The sequence below is a fragment of the Pseudomonas fluorescens genome, assembly GCF_000802965.1.
Classification (GTDB): domain Bacteria; phylum Pseudomonadota; class Gammaproteobacteria; order Pseudomonadales; family Pseudomonadaceae; genus Aquipseudomonas; species Aquipseudomonas fluorescens_A.
In genome coordinates, this window is the sequence record NZ_JSAK01000021.1 from 77,144 (window position 1) to 95,038 (window position 17,895).

Sequence of the window (17,895 nt, forward strand, 5' to 3'; positions counted from 1 at the left end):
TCTATAGGACAACACCCTCGGATAGATTAATCTAGGCCGGTTTTTTTGCCCGCCGCCGGAGCCTTTCCCATGCCCATCCTCGAGATCCGCCACCCGCTGATCCGTCATAAACTTGGCCTGATGCGCCGCGCAGACATCAGCACCAAGAATTTCCGTGAGCTCGCTCAGGAAGTCGGCGCCCTGCTGACCTATGAAGCCACCAAAGACCTGCCGCTGGAAACCTACGATATCGAAGGTTGGTGCGGCACGGTGTCGGTCGAGAAAATCGCCGGCAAGAAGATTACTGTAGTACCGATCCTGCGCGCCGGTATCGGCATGCTTGAAGGTGTACTGAGCCTGATCCCGGGCGCCAAAGTCAGCGCCGTGGGCGTGGCGCGCAACGAGGAAACCCTCGAAGCCCACACCTACCTGGAAAAACTGGTCCCGGAAATCGACGAACGGCTGGCCATGATCATCGACCCGATGCTTGCCACCGGTGGTTCGATGGTCGCTACCATCGACCTGCTGAAAAAGGCTGGCTGCAAGGACATCCGCGCCATGGTGCTGGTCGCCGCGCCGGAAGGCATCGCCGTGGTCGAGAAAGCGCACCCGGACGTGATCATCTACACCGCTTCCATTGATCAAAAACTCAACGAACACGGTTACATCATCCCGGGCCTGGGCGATGCTGGCGACAAGATCTTCGGCACCAAGCAGAAGGACGCGTGAGCATGCAGCAAGAGTTCAACGATCCGCTCTGGCGCACGGTGCTGTCCGGCGCGCAGATGCTGTTCGTGGCCTTCGGCGCCCTGGTGTTGATGCCGCTGATTACCGGCCTCGACCCGAACGTGGCGCTGTTTACCGCTGGCCTGGGGACGATCCTGTTCCAGATCGTCACCGGGCGTCAGGTGCCAGTGTTCCTGGCATCGAGCTTTGCGTTCATCACCCCGATCATTCTCGCCAAGGGCCAGTTCGGCCTGGCCGCGACCATGGGCGGCGTGATGGCGGCCGGTTTCGTCTACACCTTCCTCGGCCTGGCCGTGAAGATTAAAGGCACCGGTTTCATCGACCGCCTGCTGCCACCGGTGGTGATCGGTCCGGTGATCATTTCCATCGGCCTGGCCATGGCTCCGATTGCCGCCAACATGGCAATGGGCAAGGCTGGCGATGGTAGCGAGCTGATTCATTACCAGACCGCCATGCTGATCTCGATGCCAGCGCTGCTGACCACCCTGATCGTCGCGGTGTTCGGCAAAGGCATTTTCCGCCTGGTGCCGATCATTTCCGGCGTTCTGGTAGGGTTTGGAATGGCGTTCTATTTCGGCGTGGTCGACACGGCGAAGATCGCCGCTGCACCGTGGTTCGCCATCCCGAATTTCACCGCGCCGGAATTCAACTGGCAGGCGATTCTGTTCATCGTTCCAGTAGCCTTGGCCCCGGCCATCGAGCACATCGGCGGTGTGATTGCCGTGGGGAGCGTGACCGGTCGCGATTATCTGAAAAAACCCGGCCTGCACCGCACGCTGCTCGGCGATGGCATTGCCACCACCGCAGCCGGCCTGTTCGGCGGTCCACCCAACACCACTTATGCCGAAGTGACTGGCGCGGTGATGCTGACCAAGAACTACAACCCGAAAATCATGACCTGGGCGGCGATCTTCGCCATCAGCCTGGCGTTTATCGGCAAGTTCGGTGCGCTGCTGCAAAGCATTCCGGTGCCGGTGATGGGCGGGATTCTGTGCCTGTTGTTCGGTTCGATTGCGGCGGTGGGGATGAACACGCTGATCCGCCACAAGATCGATCTGGGCGAAGCACGCAATCTGGTGATCGTCTCGGTGACCCTGGTGTTCGGGATTGGCGGCGTACTGGTCGGCACCGGCACCGGTCCGGACGACTTCGGCCTCAAAGGCATCGCGCTGTGCGCGGTGGTGGCAATTGCGCTGAACCTGATCCTGCCGGGCAACGACAGCTGGAAGCACAAGAAGGCGGATGAGCCGCTGCTGTAAAAGGTGATCCCCTGTGGCGAGGGAGCTTGCTCCCGCTGGGTCGCGAAGCGGCCCCAAAATTCTCGCAGTCAATGAAGATTTTGTGAGTGCTGCGCACTCAAGCGGGAGCAAGCTCCCTCGCCACGGGTTGTATCCCTACAGGGCCAACGGCGCTCGCTCACACAACGTGTTCAACGCCCGCGCCCAATGCGGGTCATCGTTGAGACACGGCACCAGCACCAACTCCTCTCCTCCCGCTTCGCGGAACTGTTCCTTCCCGCGATCACCAATCTCTTCCAGTGTCTCGATGCAATCGGCCACGAATGCCGGGCACATCACCAGCAGCTTTTTCACACCACTTTTAGCCAATTCGTCGAGGCGCGCCTCGGTGTAGGGTTCAATCCATTTGGCGCGACCCAGACGCGACTGGAAAGACACCGACCACTTGCCGTCCGGCAGGCCCATGCGCTTGGCAAATTCAGCCGCGCTACGCAGGCATTGGGCGCGATAACAGGTCGCCAGGGAGGCAGGCGAAGCATTCTTGCAGCAATCCTCATTCTTGAAGCAATGCTGGCCGGTCGGATCGAGCTTGGTCAGGTGCCGCTCAGGCAACCCGTGAAAGCTCAACAGCAGATGATCGAAATCCTGTGCCAGATGCGGTTTGCTGGTGGCCACCAAAGCGTCGAGGTATTCCGGTTGATCGTAGAACGGCTGGAGGATCGACAACTTCAAGTTGAGTTTCTTCTCCCGCAGTACGCGTTTGGCTTCTTCGATCACCGTGGTTGTAGTGCTGTCCGCGAACTGTGGATAAAGCGGCGCCAACGTGACCTTCTTCACGCCCTGCGTCACCAGACGCAACAGCGTCGATTCAATCGACGGTTCGCCGTAGCGCATCGCCAGTTCAACCGGGCCGTGATGCCACTGGGAAGTCATGGCTTGTTGCAAGCGACGACTGAGCACTACCAGTGGCGAGCCCTCCTTCCACCAGATCGAGGCGTAGGCATGGGCCGACTGCTCGGGGCGCTTGATCAGGATCAGCGACACCAACAGACGCCGCACCGGCCAGGGCAGGTCAATCACATGCGGGTCCATCAGAAACTGATTGAGGTAGCTGCGCACATCCGCCACCGAGGTGGAGGCAGGTGAGCCCAGGTTGACCAGAAGCAACGCGTGATCTGTCATGCAACGTCCTATTTCAGAGGCGGCTGGACAGGTCGTCCAGGGCCGCGCGCAAATCAGTGAACTGGAAAGTGAAACCCGCTTCCAGCAGCCGCGCCGGAACAGCCTTCTGGCCCCCCAGCAACAACAGTGACAACTCACCCAGAGCCACTTTCAAGGCCAGGGCCGGCATCGGCATGAACGCCGGGCGGTGCAGTACGCTGCCCAGGGTTTTGGCAAACTCGCTGTTGCGTACCGGCTTCGGTGCGCACGCATTATATGGACCGCTGGCGTCATTGCGATGCAGAAGAAAATCAATCAGGGCGATTTGGTCGTTGATATGGATCCACGGCATCCACTGCCGACCATTGCCAATCGGCCCGCCCAGCCCCCACTTGAACGGCAACAGCAGCCGCGACAAAAAGCCGCCCTCGGCTGACAACACCAACCCGGTGCGAATCAGAATGACACGAATGCCCGAGGCCTCGGCACGCTGCGCGGTTTCTTCCCAGGCGATGCACAACTGGCTGGCAAAATCATCGATGACGGGCGGCGATTGCTCGGTCAATTCCCGTTCGCCACCGTCGCCGTACCAGCCAACGGCGGAACCTGAAATCAGCACCTGAGGTTTTTGCTCGCGGCTTTCCAGCCACGCCAGGAGGTTTTCAGTCAGCGTGATCCGGCTGCTCCAGAGCAGTGCTTTGCGCTTGGAAGTCCAGGGTCGATCGGCGATCGGTGCACCGGCCAGATTGACGACTGCATCAACCGCCTCCTGCCCTACATCTTCCAGCCGGGCGATTCCTCGCACCTGTGGGTCACAGATTTTCGCGACTTTTTCTGGCGTCCGACTCAGGACCGTCAGGCGATGCCCCTGGCCCAACCAGTGTCGACAGAGCTGACGTCCTATCAAACCAGTACCGCCGGTCAGCAATATGTGCATGACTTCTTCCTCGCGTGGCGTTTTACCCTGATCACTAGTCTATTTTTATAAGCAAGGGATCTTTTGGTATCGGGCAGGCTCTGTGTTTAACAATAGGCCAAGCTGCCAGAACAAGAACGCTAAAAGTTATACCAAAAAACAATATTGTACAGGTTTCAACCCCGGCGTAGTCTGTACAGAAAGGTAAACGAGGCCCTTATGACTGTACCTATCGCAATCATCGGCACCGGCATAGCCGGGCTCTCAGCCGCGCAAGCCCTGACAGATGCAGGGCATGTCGTGCAACTTTTCGATAAAAGCCGCGGCAGTGGCGGACGCATGTCGAGCAAGCGCAGCGATGCGGGTGCCCTGGACATGGGTGCGCAATATTTCACCGCTCGCGATCGCCGCTTTGTGACCGAAGTCCAGCGCTGGCAAGCCAATGGCTGGGTCGCCGAATGGACGCCGCAGCTTTACACCTTCCATGGCGGCCAGCTCAATCTGTCGCCGGACGAACAGACGCGCTGGGTCGGCACGCCCCGCATGAGCGCGATCACCCGCGCGTTGATCGGCGACCTCGAAGTACATTTCGCCTGCCGGATCACCGAGGTCTATCGCGGCGAAGAACATTGGCATTTACAGGACGCCGAAGGCTTCACCCACGGGCCGTTCAGTCATGTCGTGATCGCGACGCCCGCCCCACAAGCGACTGCCTTGCTGGCCTCTGCGCCAAAACTCGCCGGTGCCGCCGCCGGGGTGAAAATGGATCCGACCTGGGCCGTCGCACTGGCGTTCGAAACGCCGCTGGACACTCCCATGGAAGGCTGCTTCGTGCAAGACAGCCCCCTCGACTGGCTGGCCCGCAACCGTAGCAAACCCGGGCGCGACAACACCCTCGACACTTGGGTGTTGCACGCCACCAGCGCCTGGAGCCGGCAACACATCGACCTGCCGAAAGAAGCGGTGATCGAGCAACTGCACGGCGCATTCGCCGAACTGCTGCACAGCGCCATGCCAGCCCCATCCTTCAGTCTCGCCCACCGCTGGCTCTACGCCCGCCCCGCCACCAGCCACGAATGGGGCACCCTGGCCGATGCCGATCTGGGACTGTATGCCTGCGGCGACTGGTGCCTGTCCGGGCGTGTCGAAGGGGCTTGGCTGAGCGGTCAGGAAGCCGCCCGCCGCCTGCATGAGCACCTGCAGTGAACCGCATCAACCCGAGCAAATTGCTGCTGTCGAAATGGACAGCAGCCCACCCGCAAAACCGCGAAAAACACTTTTTGGTGACCGAGTTGTTCCGCGATGAGGAAGGAACAGTCGTGGACATCGAATTGCAGGCGGTGCTGACCAAACGCAGTGAGCGATTGGCATGGCAAGACCTCTCCAATCACGAGCACTGGAAGTTCGGCTGGGTGTAGGAGCTGCCGCAGGCTGAGATCTTTTGATCTCGTTTTTAAAGTAACCTCAAAAGATCGCAGCCTGCGGCAGCTCCTAAAGGTACGCCGAAACCTATACAAATAATTTGACACGTACACCTTTGAATCTATGATGAACCTATGTTGTACAGACTTATCAGTCTGTACAGGTTTAGATTCCGAGGTTCCTCAATGTCTCTACCACCCGCCAAACCGAAAATCGCCATCAGCGCCTGCCTGATGGGCGCCGAGGTTCGTTACAACGGCGGGCACAAGGCATCGCGACTGTGCAGCCAGATTCTCACCGACTACTTCGATTTCGTTCCGGTCTGTCCGGAGGTCGCCATCGGCTTGGGCATTCCGCGCGAGCCGATTCGACTGGTGGGTGATCCGCATCAACCCGAAGCTGTCGGGACGGTGGACCGCGAGCTAAATGTCACCCGTCCACTGGCCGATTACGCTCGGACAATGGCGGCGGAGCTGGGCGATATCTGCGGTTACATCTTCATGCAGAAATCCCCGTCTTGCGGGTTGGAACGAGTCAAGGTCTATCACGCCAACGGCGCACCGGTGGACGGTGGTGGCCGAGGCATTTATGCCCAGGCGTTCTGCGCCTTGCAGCCTGATTTGCCAGTGGAAGAAGACGGCCGACTCAATGACCCGGTGCTGCGGGAGAACTTCCTCACCCGCGTATTGGCCTACAGTGCCTGGCAGCAATTGTTGCAAGAAGGCCTGAGTCGCCGCGGCCTCACTGACTTTCACTCGCGCTACAAATACTTGCTGATGGCCCACAACCCGCTGCAATACAAAACCCTGGGTAATTTATTGGGCAACATGGGCAGCAGCGACCCGAAAGAACTCGGCCCACGCTACTTCAGCGAATTGATGGCCGCCCTGAAAAAGTGCGCCACCCGCCGCACCCATACCAACGTCTTGCAACACATCAGCGGCTACCTGAAACAGGCGATCAGCGCCGAAGACAAGCAGGAAATGCAACACGTGATCGGCCAGTACCGCCACGGCATCGTGCCGCTGGTGGTGCCGCTGACGCTGCTCAAGCATCACTTTCGCCAGCACCCGGACCCGTACATTGCGCAACAGGTTTACCTGCAACCGCATCCGGAAAATCTCAGCCTGCGTAACGCCATCTGATGAAAGCCACACTCGACGCCAGCGCCAGTGAAGACCTCGGCAGCGACTTCAAGAAAGCGCTCGACGAAGGCTGGTTGCCGATCCGTGAAGTGGCGCGGCAGACGGGCGTCAACGCCGTCACCTTGCGCGCCTGGGAGCGGCGTTATGGCTTGATCGTGCCGCAACGCACGCCCAAGGGGCATCGACTGTTCTCGGTCGAACATGTGCAACGCATCATGACCATCCTTACCTGGCTCAACCGTGGCGTCGCTGTCAGCCAGGTCAAGCAACTGCTCGACACCCCGCAAGCCTTTGACCAATCCGGGGAAAACGACTGGCAACTGCTGCGCCGGACGTTGCTGCAAGCGGTCACCCAACTGAATGAACGCACCCTGGATGACACCGTCAACCAGGCCATGGCGCTGTATCCGCCGCGGACCTTGTGCGAACAATTGCTGATGCCAATGCTGACGGATCTGGAGCAACGCTGGCAGGGCCAGTTCGGCGCGCAGATGGAGCGAGTGTTTTTTTACTCCTGGCTACGCAGCAAATTTGGCGCGCGCATCTACCATAACAATCGTCAGTTACACACCGCGCCACTATTGCTGATCAATCAGTCGGACCTGCCACTGGAACCCAATCTGTGGCTGACCGCGTGGCTGATCAGCAGCGCCGATTGCCCGGTGCAGGTGTTCGACTGGCCACTGCCCGCCGGCGAACTGGCGATGGCTGTCGATCATCTGCAAGCCCGCGGCGTACTGCTGTATTCCAGCAAAGCCATCAACCTTACGCAGCTGACGAAACTTTTGAATGGCGTCAGTTGCCCAAAAATGATCGCCGGCCCAACGGTGCGCATCCACCACACCGAGTTGTCCGTCAAAACATTCGTAATTGCTGATTTGTATCTCGCTGAAGATCCCTTGTCGGCCCACCAGGTCCTGATTCAGCGAGAGTTAATTTAACGTGGAAACCACCATGCAACTGATCTGGCTGCGCAGCGACTTGCGCCTGAATGACAACACCGCCCTCTCGCACGCTACAGCGCGCGGGCCGAGCGTCGCGGTGTATCTGGTGAGTCCGGAGCAATGGCTGGAACACGACGATGCGCCGTGCAAAGTGGATTTCTGGTTACGCAACTTGAAAGAGTTGAGCCAGGCGCTGGCTGAACTGAACATTCCCCTGCTGATTCGCACGGCCCCGCGCTGGGATGATGCGCCGAAGGTGCTGCTCGATCTGTGCCGGCATTTGAAGATTGGCGCTGTGCATTTCAACGAAGAATATGGCGTCCATGAAGCCCGCCGTGACGCGGCAGTAACCGAGGTTCTGCACGCCCAGGGCATTGAGGTTCAGAGCTACCTTGATCAACTGTTTTTCAAGCCTGGCAGTGTGCTGACCAAAACCGGCACTTATTTCCAGGTTTTCAGCCAGTTCCGCAAGGTCTGCTACGAACGCCTGCACCGGTCGTTGCCGCGCCTGGTCAGCACGCCAACGGTTCAAGCACCCTTGAACATCACCAGCGACGCCATCCCGCTACACATTCAGGGTTTCGATACACCGACCGAAAGCCTGCGCGCGCTGTGGCCGGCCGGCGAGGTCGAAGCCCGGCGCCGCCTCGACATCTTTACCGACGCGCAAATCGACTATTACCAAAGCGAACGAGACTTCCCGGCGAAACCCGGAACCAGCCAACTTTCGCCTTACCTCGCCGCCGGGGTGATTTCCCCCCGACAATGCCTGCATGCCGCTCTGCAAGGCAATCAGGGCGAATTCGACAGCGGAAATGTCGGAACCGTGACCTGGATCAATGAATTGTTATGGCGCGAGTTTTATAAACACATTTTGGTGGGTTACCCACGGGTTTCCCGGCATCGTGCTTTCCGCCCGGAGACAGAAGCCCTCGCCTGGCGCGACGCTCCTGAAGAACTCGCAGCCTGGCAGCAGGCACGCACCGGCCTGCCGATCATCGATGCGGCCATGCGCCAATTGCTGGAAACCGGCTGGATGCACAACCGTTTGCGCATGGTGGTGGCGATGTTCCTGACCAAGAACCTGTTGATCGACTGGCGTGAAGGCGAACGCTTTTTCATGCGGCACCTGATCGATGGCGACCTCGCGGCGAACAACGGTGGCTGGCAATGGAGTTCATCCACCGGCACCGATTCGGCACCGTACTTCAGGATTTTCAATCCGTTGAGTCAGTCGGAAAAATTCGACGCCGAAGGCGTGTTCATCAAACACTGGTTGCCAGAACTCAACGAGTTGAATAAAAAAGAAGTGCATAACCCGGCGAACATGGGCGGGTTGTTCGGCGTTACCGATTATCCTTCACCCATCGTTAATCTAAGTGCGTCTCGCGAACGCGCACTGGCTGCCTTCAAGAATCTGCCGTCACGGCAAAATGCCGGAGGTGACTTTGAATAGCCTACGGCTTGAGTTCAGCCCGGATCACTTCAATATCGGGGCAATTTATCAACATCTACAGGAGTTGGGCCGGACGATTGCCTGGCTAAAAAGGAGAATGGAATGAGCCTAACACCGCCACGACGTTATTGGCTGACCGGTGCAAATAACGGCATTGGCGCTGCGCTGGCCGAAGAAATACTGAAGACCGGCGCTCATGTTGCCGTGAGCTCACGATCGGTGGCGCCGCTGAAAACATTGGCCCAACGCTTTCCTGGACAAGTGCTGGTCGTGGCAGGCGACTTGACCAACAGCCAGACCGTGCGTGAAATAGGTGAGCAGATTGCCGAGTGCTGGGGTTCGCTGGACACGGTCATCATCAATGCCGGCACCAGCGACTATGTGGATGCCAAGCAATTCGATGCCTCTTCTATTGTCGAGCACGTGGTGCGTACCAACTTGCTTGCCAGCAGCTACTGCATAGAAGCCTCCCTGCCGTTGCTGCGACATGGCGTTGCACCGCATCTGGTCGGCATGGCCAGCTCGGTCACTTATCTGCCGCTCCCTCGTGCAGAATCCCCGGGCGCCGCGAAGGCCGGGATGCGTTATCTGTTCGAGTCCCGGCGTATTGATCTGGCACCGGAAGGCATCGAAGTCACGGTGGTCAGCCCCGGTTTTGTCGATAAACCACTGACGACGGAAAATGATGCGCCCATGACCCTTAACTGGGCCGCGGATGAGGCTGCAAGGCTGATCTACGCAAGACTCAAGGATCGACCGCTGGAAATCGCGTTTCCGGCGCTGTCCACCGCGACCCTGTGGCCACTTTCGCAAACGCCCGATCAGGCTAAGCAGGCAATCGGCACGCCCGAGGTGCGCAAAAATCCGCCAATCACGGATCAACCATAAAACCATATAGGCACGACAATCGGGTCGATGCCCTTGCTAACCCACTGAGTAGCAATCAAGCGTCCGTCAGACCTTTCACACAGCAACAACCGACTGCCTTACACTGCGCGCCATGAAAACCATCCCCCATACGCAAATCGCCACACCGGCGGTCACGTGCTCGACCTGTGCAGCCTGCTGCTGTCAGCTTGAAGTCATGTTGATCACCGACACAGGCGTGCCCGAACGGTTTATCGATACCGACGATTGGGGCGGGGAAGTCATGTTGCGCCTGGATGACGGCTGGTGCGCCGCGCTGGATCGCAACACGATGATGTGCACCATCTACGAAAAACGCCCATTGATCTGTCGGGAATTCGAGATGGGTGCGCCGGAATGCATCGAAGAACGCCAAGGGATTTCGACGGCGTATCGCTGAAAGAGAAACACATACCCCAGTAGGAGCAAGCTTGCTCGCGATGGCGGCCTGTCAGTCAACATCGAGTTGAATCCGGAACCGCTATCGCGAGCAAGCTCGCTCCTACAGGTATGTGGTAAATCGCTTAGGCAGTATCCTTACAACGGCATCGTGTAATGCAACGCGTAACTTTCTACGCCTTGGTTGGGACTGGCGATCCCGGCGTTGGAATAGTGGGTGGCGCGAATGCCGACTTCATGCCCGCCAGCAAAGCGCAGGCCGACACCTAGGCGGTCCTCGAACTGAAACGCGCTGCCCATGTCGTTGTTTTCCACTTCGGTAGTGGCGAACACCGCCACGCCAACCCCGAGTTCCACATAGGGTTTAACGCTCTCACCGGCAAACTCGTAAACAAGCACTGGCGAGAACGACAGGCTGTGGTTGCTGGATTTCTCGTCGCCATCCCAGTAGGTGTAGGCGCCGCTCCAGTAACCGGTCAGGCGACCCACGTCGCTCTGCCACCAACTTTGGTCCCAATCGAATTGCATACCCAATCGGTAAGTCATGGTCGATTCACCGGTCTGGCCGACCGCGAACTCCACGCCTGCCGCTTGTGCAGTGTAACTATGCCCCATCAACGCAGCCGCAATCGCGGCCAAACAGAATAGTCGCTTCATTAGAAACTTCCCTTTCCGAACGATTTCGTTTGGTTTTTTTATTGCTCGACACACACCGCTATAGAAGTCGACGACTTATCAGAAGTTCACTCCAATTACTCGCTTGCCCCAAGACTTTCTATCCTTCAAAGCTTCGCACATCGCCAGCGGTATTCCACAATATCGGCAATATATTTCTGAAGTGAGCCGGATCGGCACTGGTCCAGAATTGCGCCGCTCGCGCCGGCCCTTGCGCGAACAAGTTGCGCTCGGCCAAAAGACGCTGAAGTTGGCGTGCGACCGCCGCGCCGGTGTCGATCAGGCTGATGTCATCAGGGATCATCTGCTTGAGCAGCGGCCTGAGGAAAGGGTAATGGGTGCAGCCGAGAATAATGGTGTCCGCACCCTCGCCGAGCAGCGGTGCGACGTAACCGGCCAGCAACTGACGTAACGCAGGGCTGTGCAGATCGCCGTTTTCAATATGCTCCACCAACCCGGGGCAAGGTTGAGTGATCACCCGCACGTCGGTAGCGAAGCGGTCGAGCAATGCGGCGAACTTGGCACTCTGCAACGTGCCGGTCGTGGCCAGCACGCCGACCACCCCGCTACGGGTCGCGGCGGCTGCGGGCTTGACGGCCGGCTCCATGCCGACGATGGGCCATTCGGGATAGTCGCGTCGCAAGTCCGCTACACCGGCCACGGTTGCGGTGTTGCAAGCCAACACCAGCGCCTTGGCGCCCTGCCGTTGAAAAAAGTCGGCCATCACACTGCAACGCTGGCGGATAAATTCCGGGGTTTTCTCGCCGTAGGGGATGTTCCCGCAATCAGCGACGTACAACAGGGATTCGTTGGGCAGCAAACGCTGGATCTCGGCCAGCACCGACAGCCCACCGACACCGGAGTCGAACACGCCAATCGGCGCTTCACGCATGCGTGGGCCCACAAATGCTGCAACCCGGATCGCGCTTGACTCGAAGTTCACGGAAGCGCGTGCCCAAGGCATCAATCAACAACAGGCGGCCCACCAGCGGCTCGCCGAAACCCGCCAGCAACTTCAGTGCTTCGAGCGCTTGCAGGCTGCCGACCAATCCCACCAGCGGCCCCACTACACCCGCTTCGCTGCAAGTCAGTTCGGCCTCGCTGCCGTGCCCGTATAAACAGTGGTAGCACGGACTCTCCGGGCGACGCGGGTCGAACACCGACAACTGCCCTTCGAGACGAATCGCCGCGCCACTTACCAGCGGTTTAACGGCAGCCACGCAAGCGGCGTTGACCGCTTCGCGGGTGGAAAAGTTGTCGGAGCAGTCGAGCACCAGATCCACCCCGGCCACCGCAGCGGCCAAGGAGTCTTCATCCAGCGCAGTGCGATGGGCGATCAGTTGAATTTCGGGGTTGATGGCCGTCAGGCGCTTGATCGCCGAATCCACCTTGCTCATGCCGACGCTGTCGGTGTCGTGAATGATCTGGCGTTGCAGGTTGGTCAGATCAACCGTATCGAAGTCCGCCAGATGCATTTCACCCACACCCGCTGCCGCCAGGTAAAGCGCCACCGGCGCACCGAGACCGCCGAGGCCGACGATCAGCACGCGGCTTTCCTTCAACCGCAACTGGCCGTCGATATCGATGTGCTGCAACAGAATCTGCCGGCTGTAGCGCAGCAATTCCTGATCATTCAGCATGGCAGGCGTCCCAGACTGATGCGTTGATGACCGCCCAGATCGATGCGACTGTGGACTTCTTCAAAACCACTGGTAAGCAGCAGATCGCGCACTGCCTCGGCCTGATCGTAACCGTGTTCGAGCATCAGCCAGCCACCGGCCTCAAGATGATCCGGCGCCTGGGCGACGATCAAGCGCAGATCGTCGAGTCCGTCGACACCGGCCACCAACGCACTGGCGGGCTCGAAGCGCACATCGCCTTCCACCAGATGCGGATCGGCTGCTGCAATGTACGGCGGATTGCTGATGATCAGTTGAAAACGCTGGCCCTGCAGGGCACTGAACCAATGACTGCTCAGCACCGTGGCGTTGTTCAGGTGTAAGCGTTGGCGGTTGCGTTCGGCCAAAGCCACGGCTTCCAGCACGCGATCCACGGCGGTGACTTTCCACGCCGGACGCTCGCTGGCCAGGGCCAGGGCGATCGCGCCGCTGCCGGTGCCAAGGTCGAGAACGTTGGCCGGCGTGGCGGGCAACAACTCAAGCGCCGCCTCCACCAAAAGCTCGGTGTCCGGACGCGGGATCAAAGTGTGCGGTGCGACTTCCAGATCAAGCTTCCAGAAACCTTGCTGACCCAGAATGTAGGCCACCGGCTCACCGCCGCGACGGCGCTGCAAATACTCGGCGAAAGTCAGCGCCGCTTCGCTCGGCACGATGCGTTCCGGCCAGGTGTGCAGAAAACTGCGGGACTTGCCCAACGCCGCCGCCAGCAACAACTCGGCGTCCAGACGCGCCGTGGGCGAATCAGGCAAATCGGCGGCGCGCAACAAACTGGCAATGATCGTCATTTACTCACCTATCGCCGCCAGTTGATCGGCCTGGTACTCGGCCAACAACGGCTCGATCACCGCATCGACGCCACCGGCGAGGATTTCGTCGAGGGAATACAGCGTCAGGTTGACCCGATGGTCGGTGACCCGGCCCTGGGCAAAGTTGTAGGTGCGGATGCGTTCGGAACGGTCGCCCGAACCCACCAGCAATTTACGTTCGCTGGCGATGGCATTGGCGGCGGCGCTGGTTTGCTGGTCGTTAAGCTTGGCCGACAACCAGGACATCGCACGGGCACGGTTTTTGTGCTGCGAACGTTCTTCCTGGCACTCAACCACGATGCCGGACGGCAAGTGCGTAATGCGGATCGCCGAGTCGGTTTTGTTGACGTGCTGACCGCCGGCGCCGGAGGAGCGATAGGTATCGACCCGCAAATCCGCCGGGTTGATCTCGATCGCTTCCTGCTCGTCCGGCTCGGGCAACACCGCCACAGTGCAGGCCGAGGTATGGATGCGACCTTGGGATTCGGTGGCCGGCACTCGCTGAACGCGGTGAGCACCGGATTCGAATTTCAGCTTGCCGTAGACGTTGTCGCCTTCAACCCGCGCGATGACTTCTTTATAGCCGCCGTGTTCGCCCTCGTTTTCCGAGAGAATCTCCACACGCCAGCCGCGGCGCTCGGCGTAACGCGAATACATGCGGAACAGGTCACCGGAAAAAATCGCCGCTTCGTCACCACCGGTGCCGGCACGGATTTCGAGGAACACGTTGCGCCCGTCGTTCGGGTCCTTGGGCAGCAGCATGCGTTGCAGATTGGCTTCCAGTTCGACCAGGCGTTCCTTGGCTTCGCGGACTTCTTCCACGGCCATTTCACGCATGTCCGGGTCGCTGTCCTTGAGCAATGCCTGGGCGCCTTCAAGATCGCCCTGCACTTTCAGCAACTGTTTATAGGTTTCGACAATCGGCTCGACTTCCGCGTATTCCTTGGAATAAGCACGGAATTTGTTCTGATCGGAAATGACCTCGCCATCGCCAAGCAAGGCGGTCAATTCCTCGAAACGGTCCTGGAGGATGTCCAGCTTATTGAGCAGTGACGCTTTCATTGCGGTTTCTTATCCGAAAAGCTTTCCGATGAGCCCTCACCGAGGGCAAAGAGTTCCTGAGCCATCGCCAGCGCATCGAGGCGACCTTCGGCAGAGAGCTTTTTCAACTGCACGCTCGGTGCGTGCAACAGTTTGTTGGTCAGTCCACGCGCCAGTTGCACCAGCACGTCTTCGGCACTGGCACCGTTGGCCAGCAGGCGTTGGGCCTTTTGCAATTCTTCGTCGCGCAGGCGTTCACTTTGTTGACGATAGGCCTTGAGCACATCCACCGCCGCCAATTCGCGCAGGCGCACCATGAAATCTTCAGCACCGACCGAGACCATCTCTTCGGCCGCTTGCGCGGCACCCTGACGGCTCTTCAGGTTTTCGGCGACCACTTCGTGGAGATCGTCGACGCTGTACAAGTAAACGTCGTCCAACTCGCCGACTTCGGGCTCGATATCCCGTGGAACAGCGATATCCACCATAAAAATCGGCTTGTGCTTGCGCAACTTCAAAGCGCTTTCTACCGCACCTTTGCCGAGAATCGGCAACTGGCTGGCGGTGGAGCTGATGACGATGTCACTGCGCACCAGTTCCGCCGGAATGTCCGATAGCAGCACCGCGTGGGCGCCGAACTGTTCGGCCAGGGTGCTCGCCCGTTCCAGCGTGCGATTGGCCACGACGATGCGCTTCACACCAAGGTCATGCAGATGGCGGGCGACCAGGGTGATGGTCTCGCCGGCGCCGATCAACAGGGCCTGGCTGCGTTGCAAATCGCTGAAAATCTGTTTCGCCAGGCTGACCGCGGCAAACGCCACGGACACCGGGTTTTCCCCGATGGCAGTATCAGTGCGCACTTGCTTGGCGGCATTGAACGTCGCCTGGAACAAGCGCCCGAGCAGCGGGCCGATGGTGCCGGCCTCACGCGCCACGGCGTAGGCGGATTTCATCTGGCCGAGGATCTGCGGCTCGCCCAACACCAGCGAATCGAGCCCGGAAGCCACCCGCATCATGTGACGAACTGCCGCATCATCTTCGTGCACATAACTGCTCGCGCGCAGTTCTTCGAGGCTCAAATGATGATATTCGGCCAGCCAGCGCAACACGATATCCGCCGACAGGTGATCCTGTTCTATATAGAGCTCACTGCGATTGCAGGTGGAGAGGATCGCAGCTTCGCGGCTGTCGGTGAGTCGGCAGAGCTGCTGCAAGGCCTCCACCAGCTGCTCAGGGGTAAAGGCCACGCGCTCGCGGACGTCTACTGAAGCAGTCTTGTGGTTAATACCGAGTGCAAGGAAGGCCATTCAAAGTCGCTGATGGTGACGTGAAGCCGGCAATTGTCCTACTTCGTCAGATTCAGAACAACTACTCGATCTCTATCACCCTGGTAGATGACGTCCGAGCTTGCGAGCGGTTCTCGTTTACACAACTTTTGATCCACACACCGCCCTTTGTAGAAGCCGGCTTGCTGGCAATGGTCGTAAACGATGACGCATTTATTCTGGAAAAGACGCGACGCCTGCAAGTCCATCGCCAGCAAGCCGGCTCCTGCAGGAGCGCGCGCTCGTTTGAAATCAGTTCGGCGGTTATGTTTGCCACAAAGCTTGTGTCATGATGATCCGACCGCAGGTTAGTCGTCCTTTTCCTATATGAATAGATCCTCCGCGTTGCTCCTCGCCTTTGTCTTGCTCAGCGGCTGCCAAGCCTTGGCGCCCGTGTCGACGGACGACCCGTCGCCGGTCGAAAGCAGCACTCCGGCACCTGAAAAGCCCAAGGTTTACAGCTCGTTCAGCGAAGACACGGTCTTCAGCCTGCTGAGCGCCGAGCTGGCTGGTCAGCGCAATCGTTTCGACATTGCCCTGGACAACTATGTCACCCAGGCCATCAATACCCAGGATCCGGGCATCTCCGAGCGCGCATTCCGCATTGCCGAGTACCTGGGCGCCGATCAGGCTGCCCTCGATACCGCGCTGATCTGGGCGAAAAACGCCCCGGACGACCTCGAAGCGCAGCGGGCAGCCGCCGTGCAACTGGCACGCGCCGGGCGCTATGACGACTCCATGGTTTATATGGAGAAAGTCCTGCTGGGCAAGGGCGACACCCATTTCGACTTTCTCGCCCTGTCCGCGGCCGATACCGACCAGGACACGCGTGATGGTCTGATGAAAAGTTTCGACCGCCTGCTGCAACGCCACCCGAACAATAGTCAGCTGATTTTCGGCAAGGCTTTGTTGATGCAACAGGATGGCGACGCAAAAGGCGCGCTGACCTTGCTGGAAGATAATCCGCCAGACGACGGCGAAATTGCTCCGATCCTGCTGCGCGCACGCTTGCTGCAAAGTCTCGATCGCGGCGACGAAGCCTTGCCCCTTCTGCAAAAAAGCATCAAGAAGTACCCGGACGACAAGCGTCTGCGCCTGACTTACGCGCGCATGCTGGTCGAACAGGACCGCATGGACGACGCCAAAGCCGAATTCTCCAGCCTGGTCCAGCAATACCCGGACGACGACGAACTGCGCTACTCCCTGGCACTGGTATGCCTGGAAGCCAAGGCTTGGGACGAAGCCAAAGGCTATCTGGAAGACCTGATCGCCCGGGACAGCCACGTCGATTCAGCACATCTGAACCTTGGCCGCATTGCTGAAGAACGCAATGACCCACAAGGCGCACTCATCGAATACGGCCAGGTCGGCCCTGGCAACGATTACCTGCCGGCGCAGCTGCGTCAGGCCGACATCTTGATGAGTAACGGCAAGACCGCCGAAGCCCAGCGCAAGCTGGCGGCAGAACGTGACCAGCAACCGGATTACGCGATTCAGCTGTACCTGATCGAAGCCGAAACCCTGTCCGCCAATAAACAGGGCGACAAGGGATGGCAAGTCCTGGACCAAGCCCTGCAAAAATACCCGGACGACCTGAATCTGCTCTACACCCGGGCCATGCAGGCGGAAAAACGCAATGACCTGGCGCAAATGGAGAAAGACCTGCGCCTGATCATCAAACGCGACCCGGACAATGCCATGGCGTTGAACGCCCTCGGCTACACCCTCTCCGACCGCACCACGCGTTACGCTGAAGCCAAGGCCCTGATCGAACAGGCACACAAGATCAATCCGGAAGACCCTGCTGTCCTCGACAGCCTCGGCTGGGTGAATTACCGCCTGGGCAATCTCGATGAGGCCGAACGTTACCTGCGCCTGGCGCTGGAGCGTTTCCCCGATCAGGAAGTCGCCGCACACCTGGGCGAAGTCCTCTGGGCCAACGGCAAGCAACGCGAAGCCAAACAAATCTGGGGCAAGTTCCTCAAGGAACAACCTGACAGCCCAACCCTGCGCAGCACCATCAAGCGCCTGACCGGATCAGAGACTCTTTAAGATT

At 59.3% G+C, this 17,895-nt stretch carries 18 protein-coding genes; 10 read left to right on the plus strand and 8 right to left on the minus strand.

The features are described from left to right. The first annotated feature begins 69 nt into the window (after positions 1-69). On the plus strand, positions 70-708 hold the full coding sequence (gene upp, locus NL64_RS18815) for a uracil phosphoribosyltransferase (protein WP_008060213.1): 639 nt from the start codon (positions 70-72) through the stop codon (positions 706-708). 2 nt (positions 709-710) lie between these two features. Further along, positions 711-1,985: a uracil-xanthine permease family protein gene (locus tag NL64_RS18820; RefSeq protein WP_034149573.1), complete on the plus strand. Its 1,275-nt coding sequence runs from the start codon at positions 711-713 to the stop codon at positions 1,983-1,985. Positions 1,986-2,120: 135 nt separating this feature from the next. Here the strand turns inward: NL64_RS18820 and hemH are convergent, their stop codons facing one another. Both hemH and NL64_RS18830 read right to left on the minus strand, forming a co-directional pair. Then, the gene (gene hemH, locus NL64_RS18825; protein WP_034149574.1) at positions 2,121-3,146 is read right to left on the minus strand and encodes a ferrochelatase; all 1,026 of its coding nucleotides are present in this window, start codon (positions 3,144-3,146) and stop codon (positions 2,121-2,123) included. Between the two features lie 13 nt (positions 3,147-3,159). Further along, a complete protein-coding gene (locus NL64_RS18830) occupies positions 3,160-4,062 on the minus strand; it encodes a TIGR01777 family oxidoreductase (RefSeq protein WP_034149575.1) in 903 nt (300 codons plus the stop codon). A 198-nt stretch (positions 4,063-4,260) separates the two neighbouring features. Here NL64_RS18830 and NL64_RS18835 point away from each other — a divergent pair, with 198 nt between their 5' ends. The 7 genes from NL64_RS18835 (at position 4,261) to NL64_RS18865 (ending at position 10,314) form a co-directional block, all read left to right on the plus strand. Further along, entirely contained in the window at positions 4,261-5,247 is a 987-nt protein-coding gene (locus tag NL64_RS18835) for an NAD(P)/FAD-dependent oxidoreductase (protein WP_034149576.1), read from the plus strand. Then, on the plus strand, positions 5,244-5,459 hold the full coding sequence (locus NL64_RS18840) for a TIGR02450 family Trp-rich protein (RefSeq protein ID WP_034149577.1): 216 nt from the start codon (positions 5,244-5,246) through the stop codon (positions 5,457-5,459). Before NL64_RS18835 ends, NL64_RS18840 begins: the two co-directional genes overlap by 4 nt. Positions 5,460-5,648: 189 nt before the next feature. Further along, complete coding sequence (locus tag NL64_RS18845) at positions 5,649-6,608, plus strand: YbgA family protein (protein WP_034149578.1); 960 nt, start codon at positions 5,649-5,651, stop codon at positions 6,606-6,608. Beyond that, positions 6,608-7,549, plus strand: coding sequence for a MerR family transcriptional regulator (locus tag NL64_RS18850; protein WP_034149579.1), 942 nt, complete (start codon positions 6,608-6,610; stop codon positions 7,547-7,549). The genes NL64_RS18845 and NL64_RS18850 overlap by 1 nt, the downstream gene beginning before the upstream one ends. A 13-nt stretch (positions 7,550-7,562) precedes the next feature. Beyond that, entirely contained in the window at positions 7,563-9,008 is a 1,446-nt protein-coding gene (phrB, locus tag NL64_RS18855) for a deoxyribodipyrimidine photo-lyase (protein WP_034149580.1), read from the plus strand. Positions 9,009-9,110: 102 nt separating this feature from the next. After that, entirely contained in the window at positions 9,111-9,896 is a 786-nt protein-coding gene (locus NL64_RS18860) for an SDR family NAD(P)-dependent oxidoreductase (protein WP_034149581.1), read from the plus strand. A 112-nt stretch (positions 9,897-10,008) separates the two neighbouring features. After that, positions 10,009-10,314, plus strand: coding sequence for a YkgJ family cysteine cluster protein (locus NL64_RS18865; protein ID WP_034149582.1), 306 nt, complete (start codon positions 10,009-10,011; stop codon positions 10,312-10,314). Between the two features lie 137 nt (positions 10,315-10,451). Here NL64_RS18865 and NL64_RS18870 read toward each other — a convergent pair whose 3' ends face one another. From NL64_RS18870 to hemA, 6 genes are all read right to left on the minus strand, one after another. Continuing rightward, positions 10,452-10,970, minus strand: coding sequence for an acyloxyacyl hydrolase (locus tag NL64_RS18870; RefSeq protein WP_034149583.1), 519 nt, complete (start codon positions 10,968-10,970; stop codon positions 10,452-10,454). Between the two features lie 118 nt (positions 10,971-11,088). Then, the gene (gene murI, locus NL64_RS18875) at positions 11,089-11,880 is read right to left on the minus strand and encodes a glutamate racemase (RefSeq protein ID WP_034149584.1); all 792 of its coding nucleotides are present in this window, start codon (positions 11,878-11,880) and stop codon (positions 11,089-11,091) included. Further along, entirely contained in the window at positions 11,873-12,628 is a 756-nt protein-coding gene (locus tag NL64_RS18880; protein WP_034149585.1) for a molybdopterin-synthase adenylyltransferase MoeB, read from the minus strand. Before NL64_RS18880 ends, murI begins: the two co-directional genes overlap by 8 nt. After that, positions 12,622-13,452: a peptide chain release factor N(5)-glutamine methyltransferase gene (gene prmC, locus NL64_RS18885; RefSeq protein ID WP_034149586.1), complete on the minus strand. Its 831-nt coding sequence runs from the start codon at positions 13,450-13,452 to the stop codon at positions 12,622-12,624. Before prmC ends, NL64_RS18880 begins: the two co-directional genes overlap by 7 nt. Then, positions 13,453-14,535, minus strand: coding sequence for a peptide chain release factor 1 (gene prfA / locus NL64_RS18890; protein ID WP_034149587.1), 1,083 nt, complete (start codon positions 14,533-14,535; stop codon positions 13,453-13,455). Further along, positions 14,532-15,821: a glutamyl-tRNA reductase gene (hemA, locus tag NL64_RS18895; protein ID WP_034149588.1), complete on the minus strand. Its 1,290-nt coding sequence runs from the start codon at positions 15,819-15,821 to the stop codon at positions 14,532-14,534. The genes prfA and hemA overlap by 4 nt, the downstream gene beginning before the upstream one ends. 345 nt (positions 15,822-16,166) lie before the next feature. Here hemA and NL64_RS18905 point away from each other — a divergent pair, with 345 nt between their 5' ends. Next, positions 16,167-17,891: a tetratricopeptide repeat protein gene (locus NL64_RS18905; protein ID WP_034149590.1), complete on the plus strand. Its 1,725-nt coding sequence runs from the start codon at positions 16,167-16,169 to the stop codon at positions 17,889-17,891. Positions 17,892-17,895 lie beyond the last annotated feature (4 nt).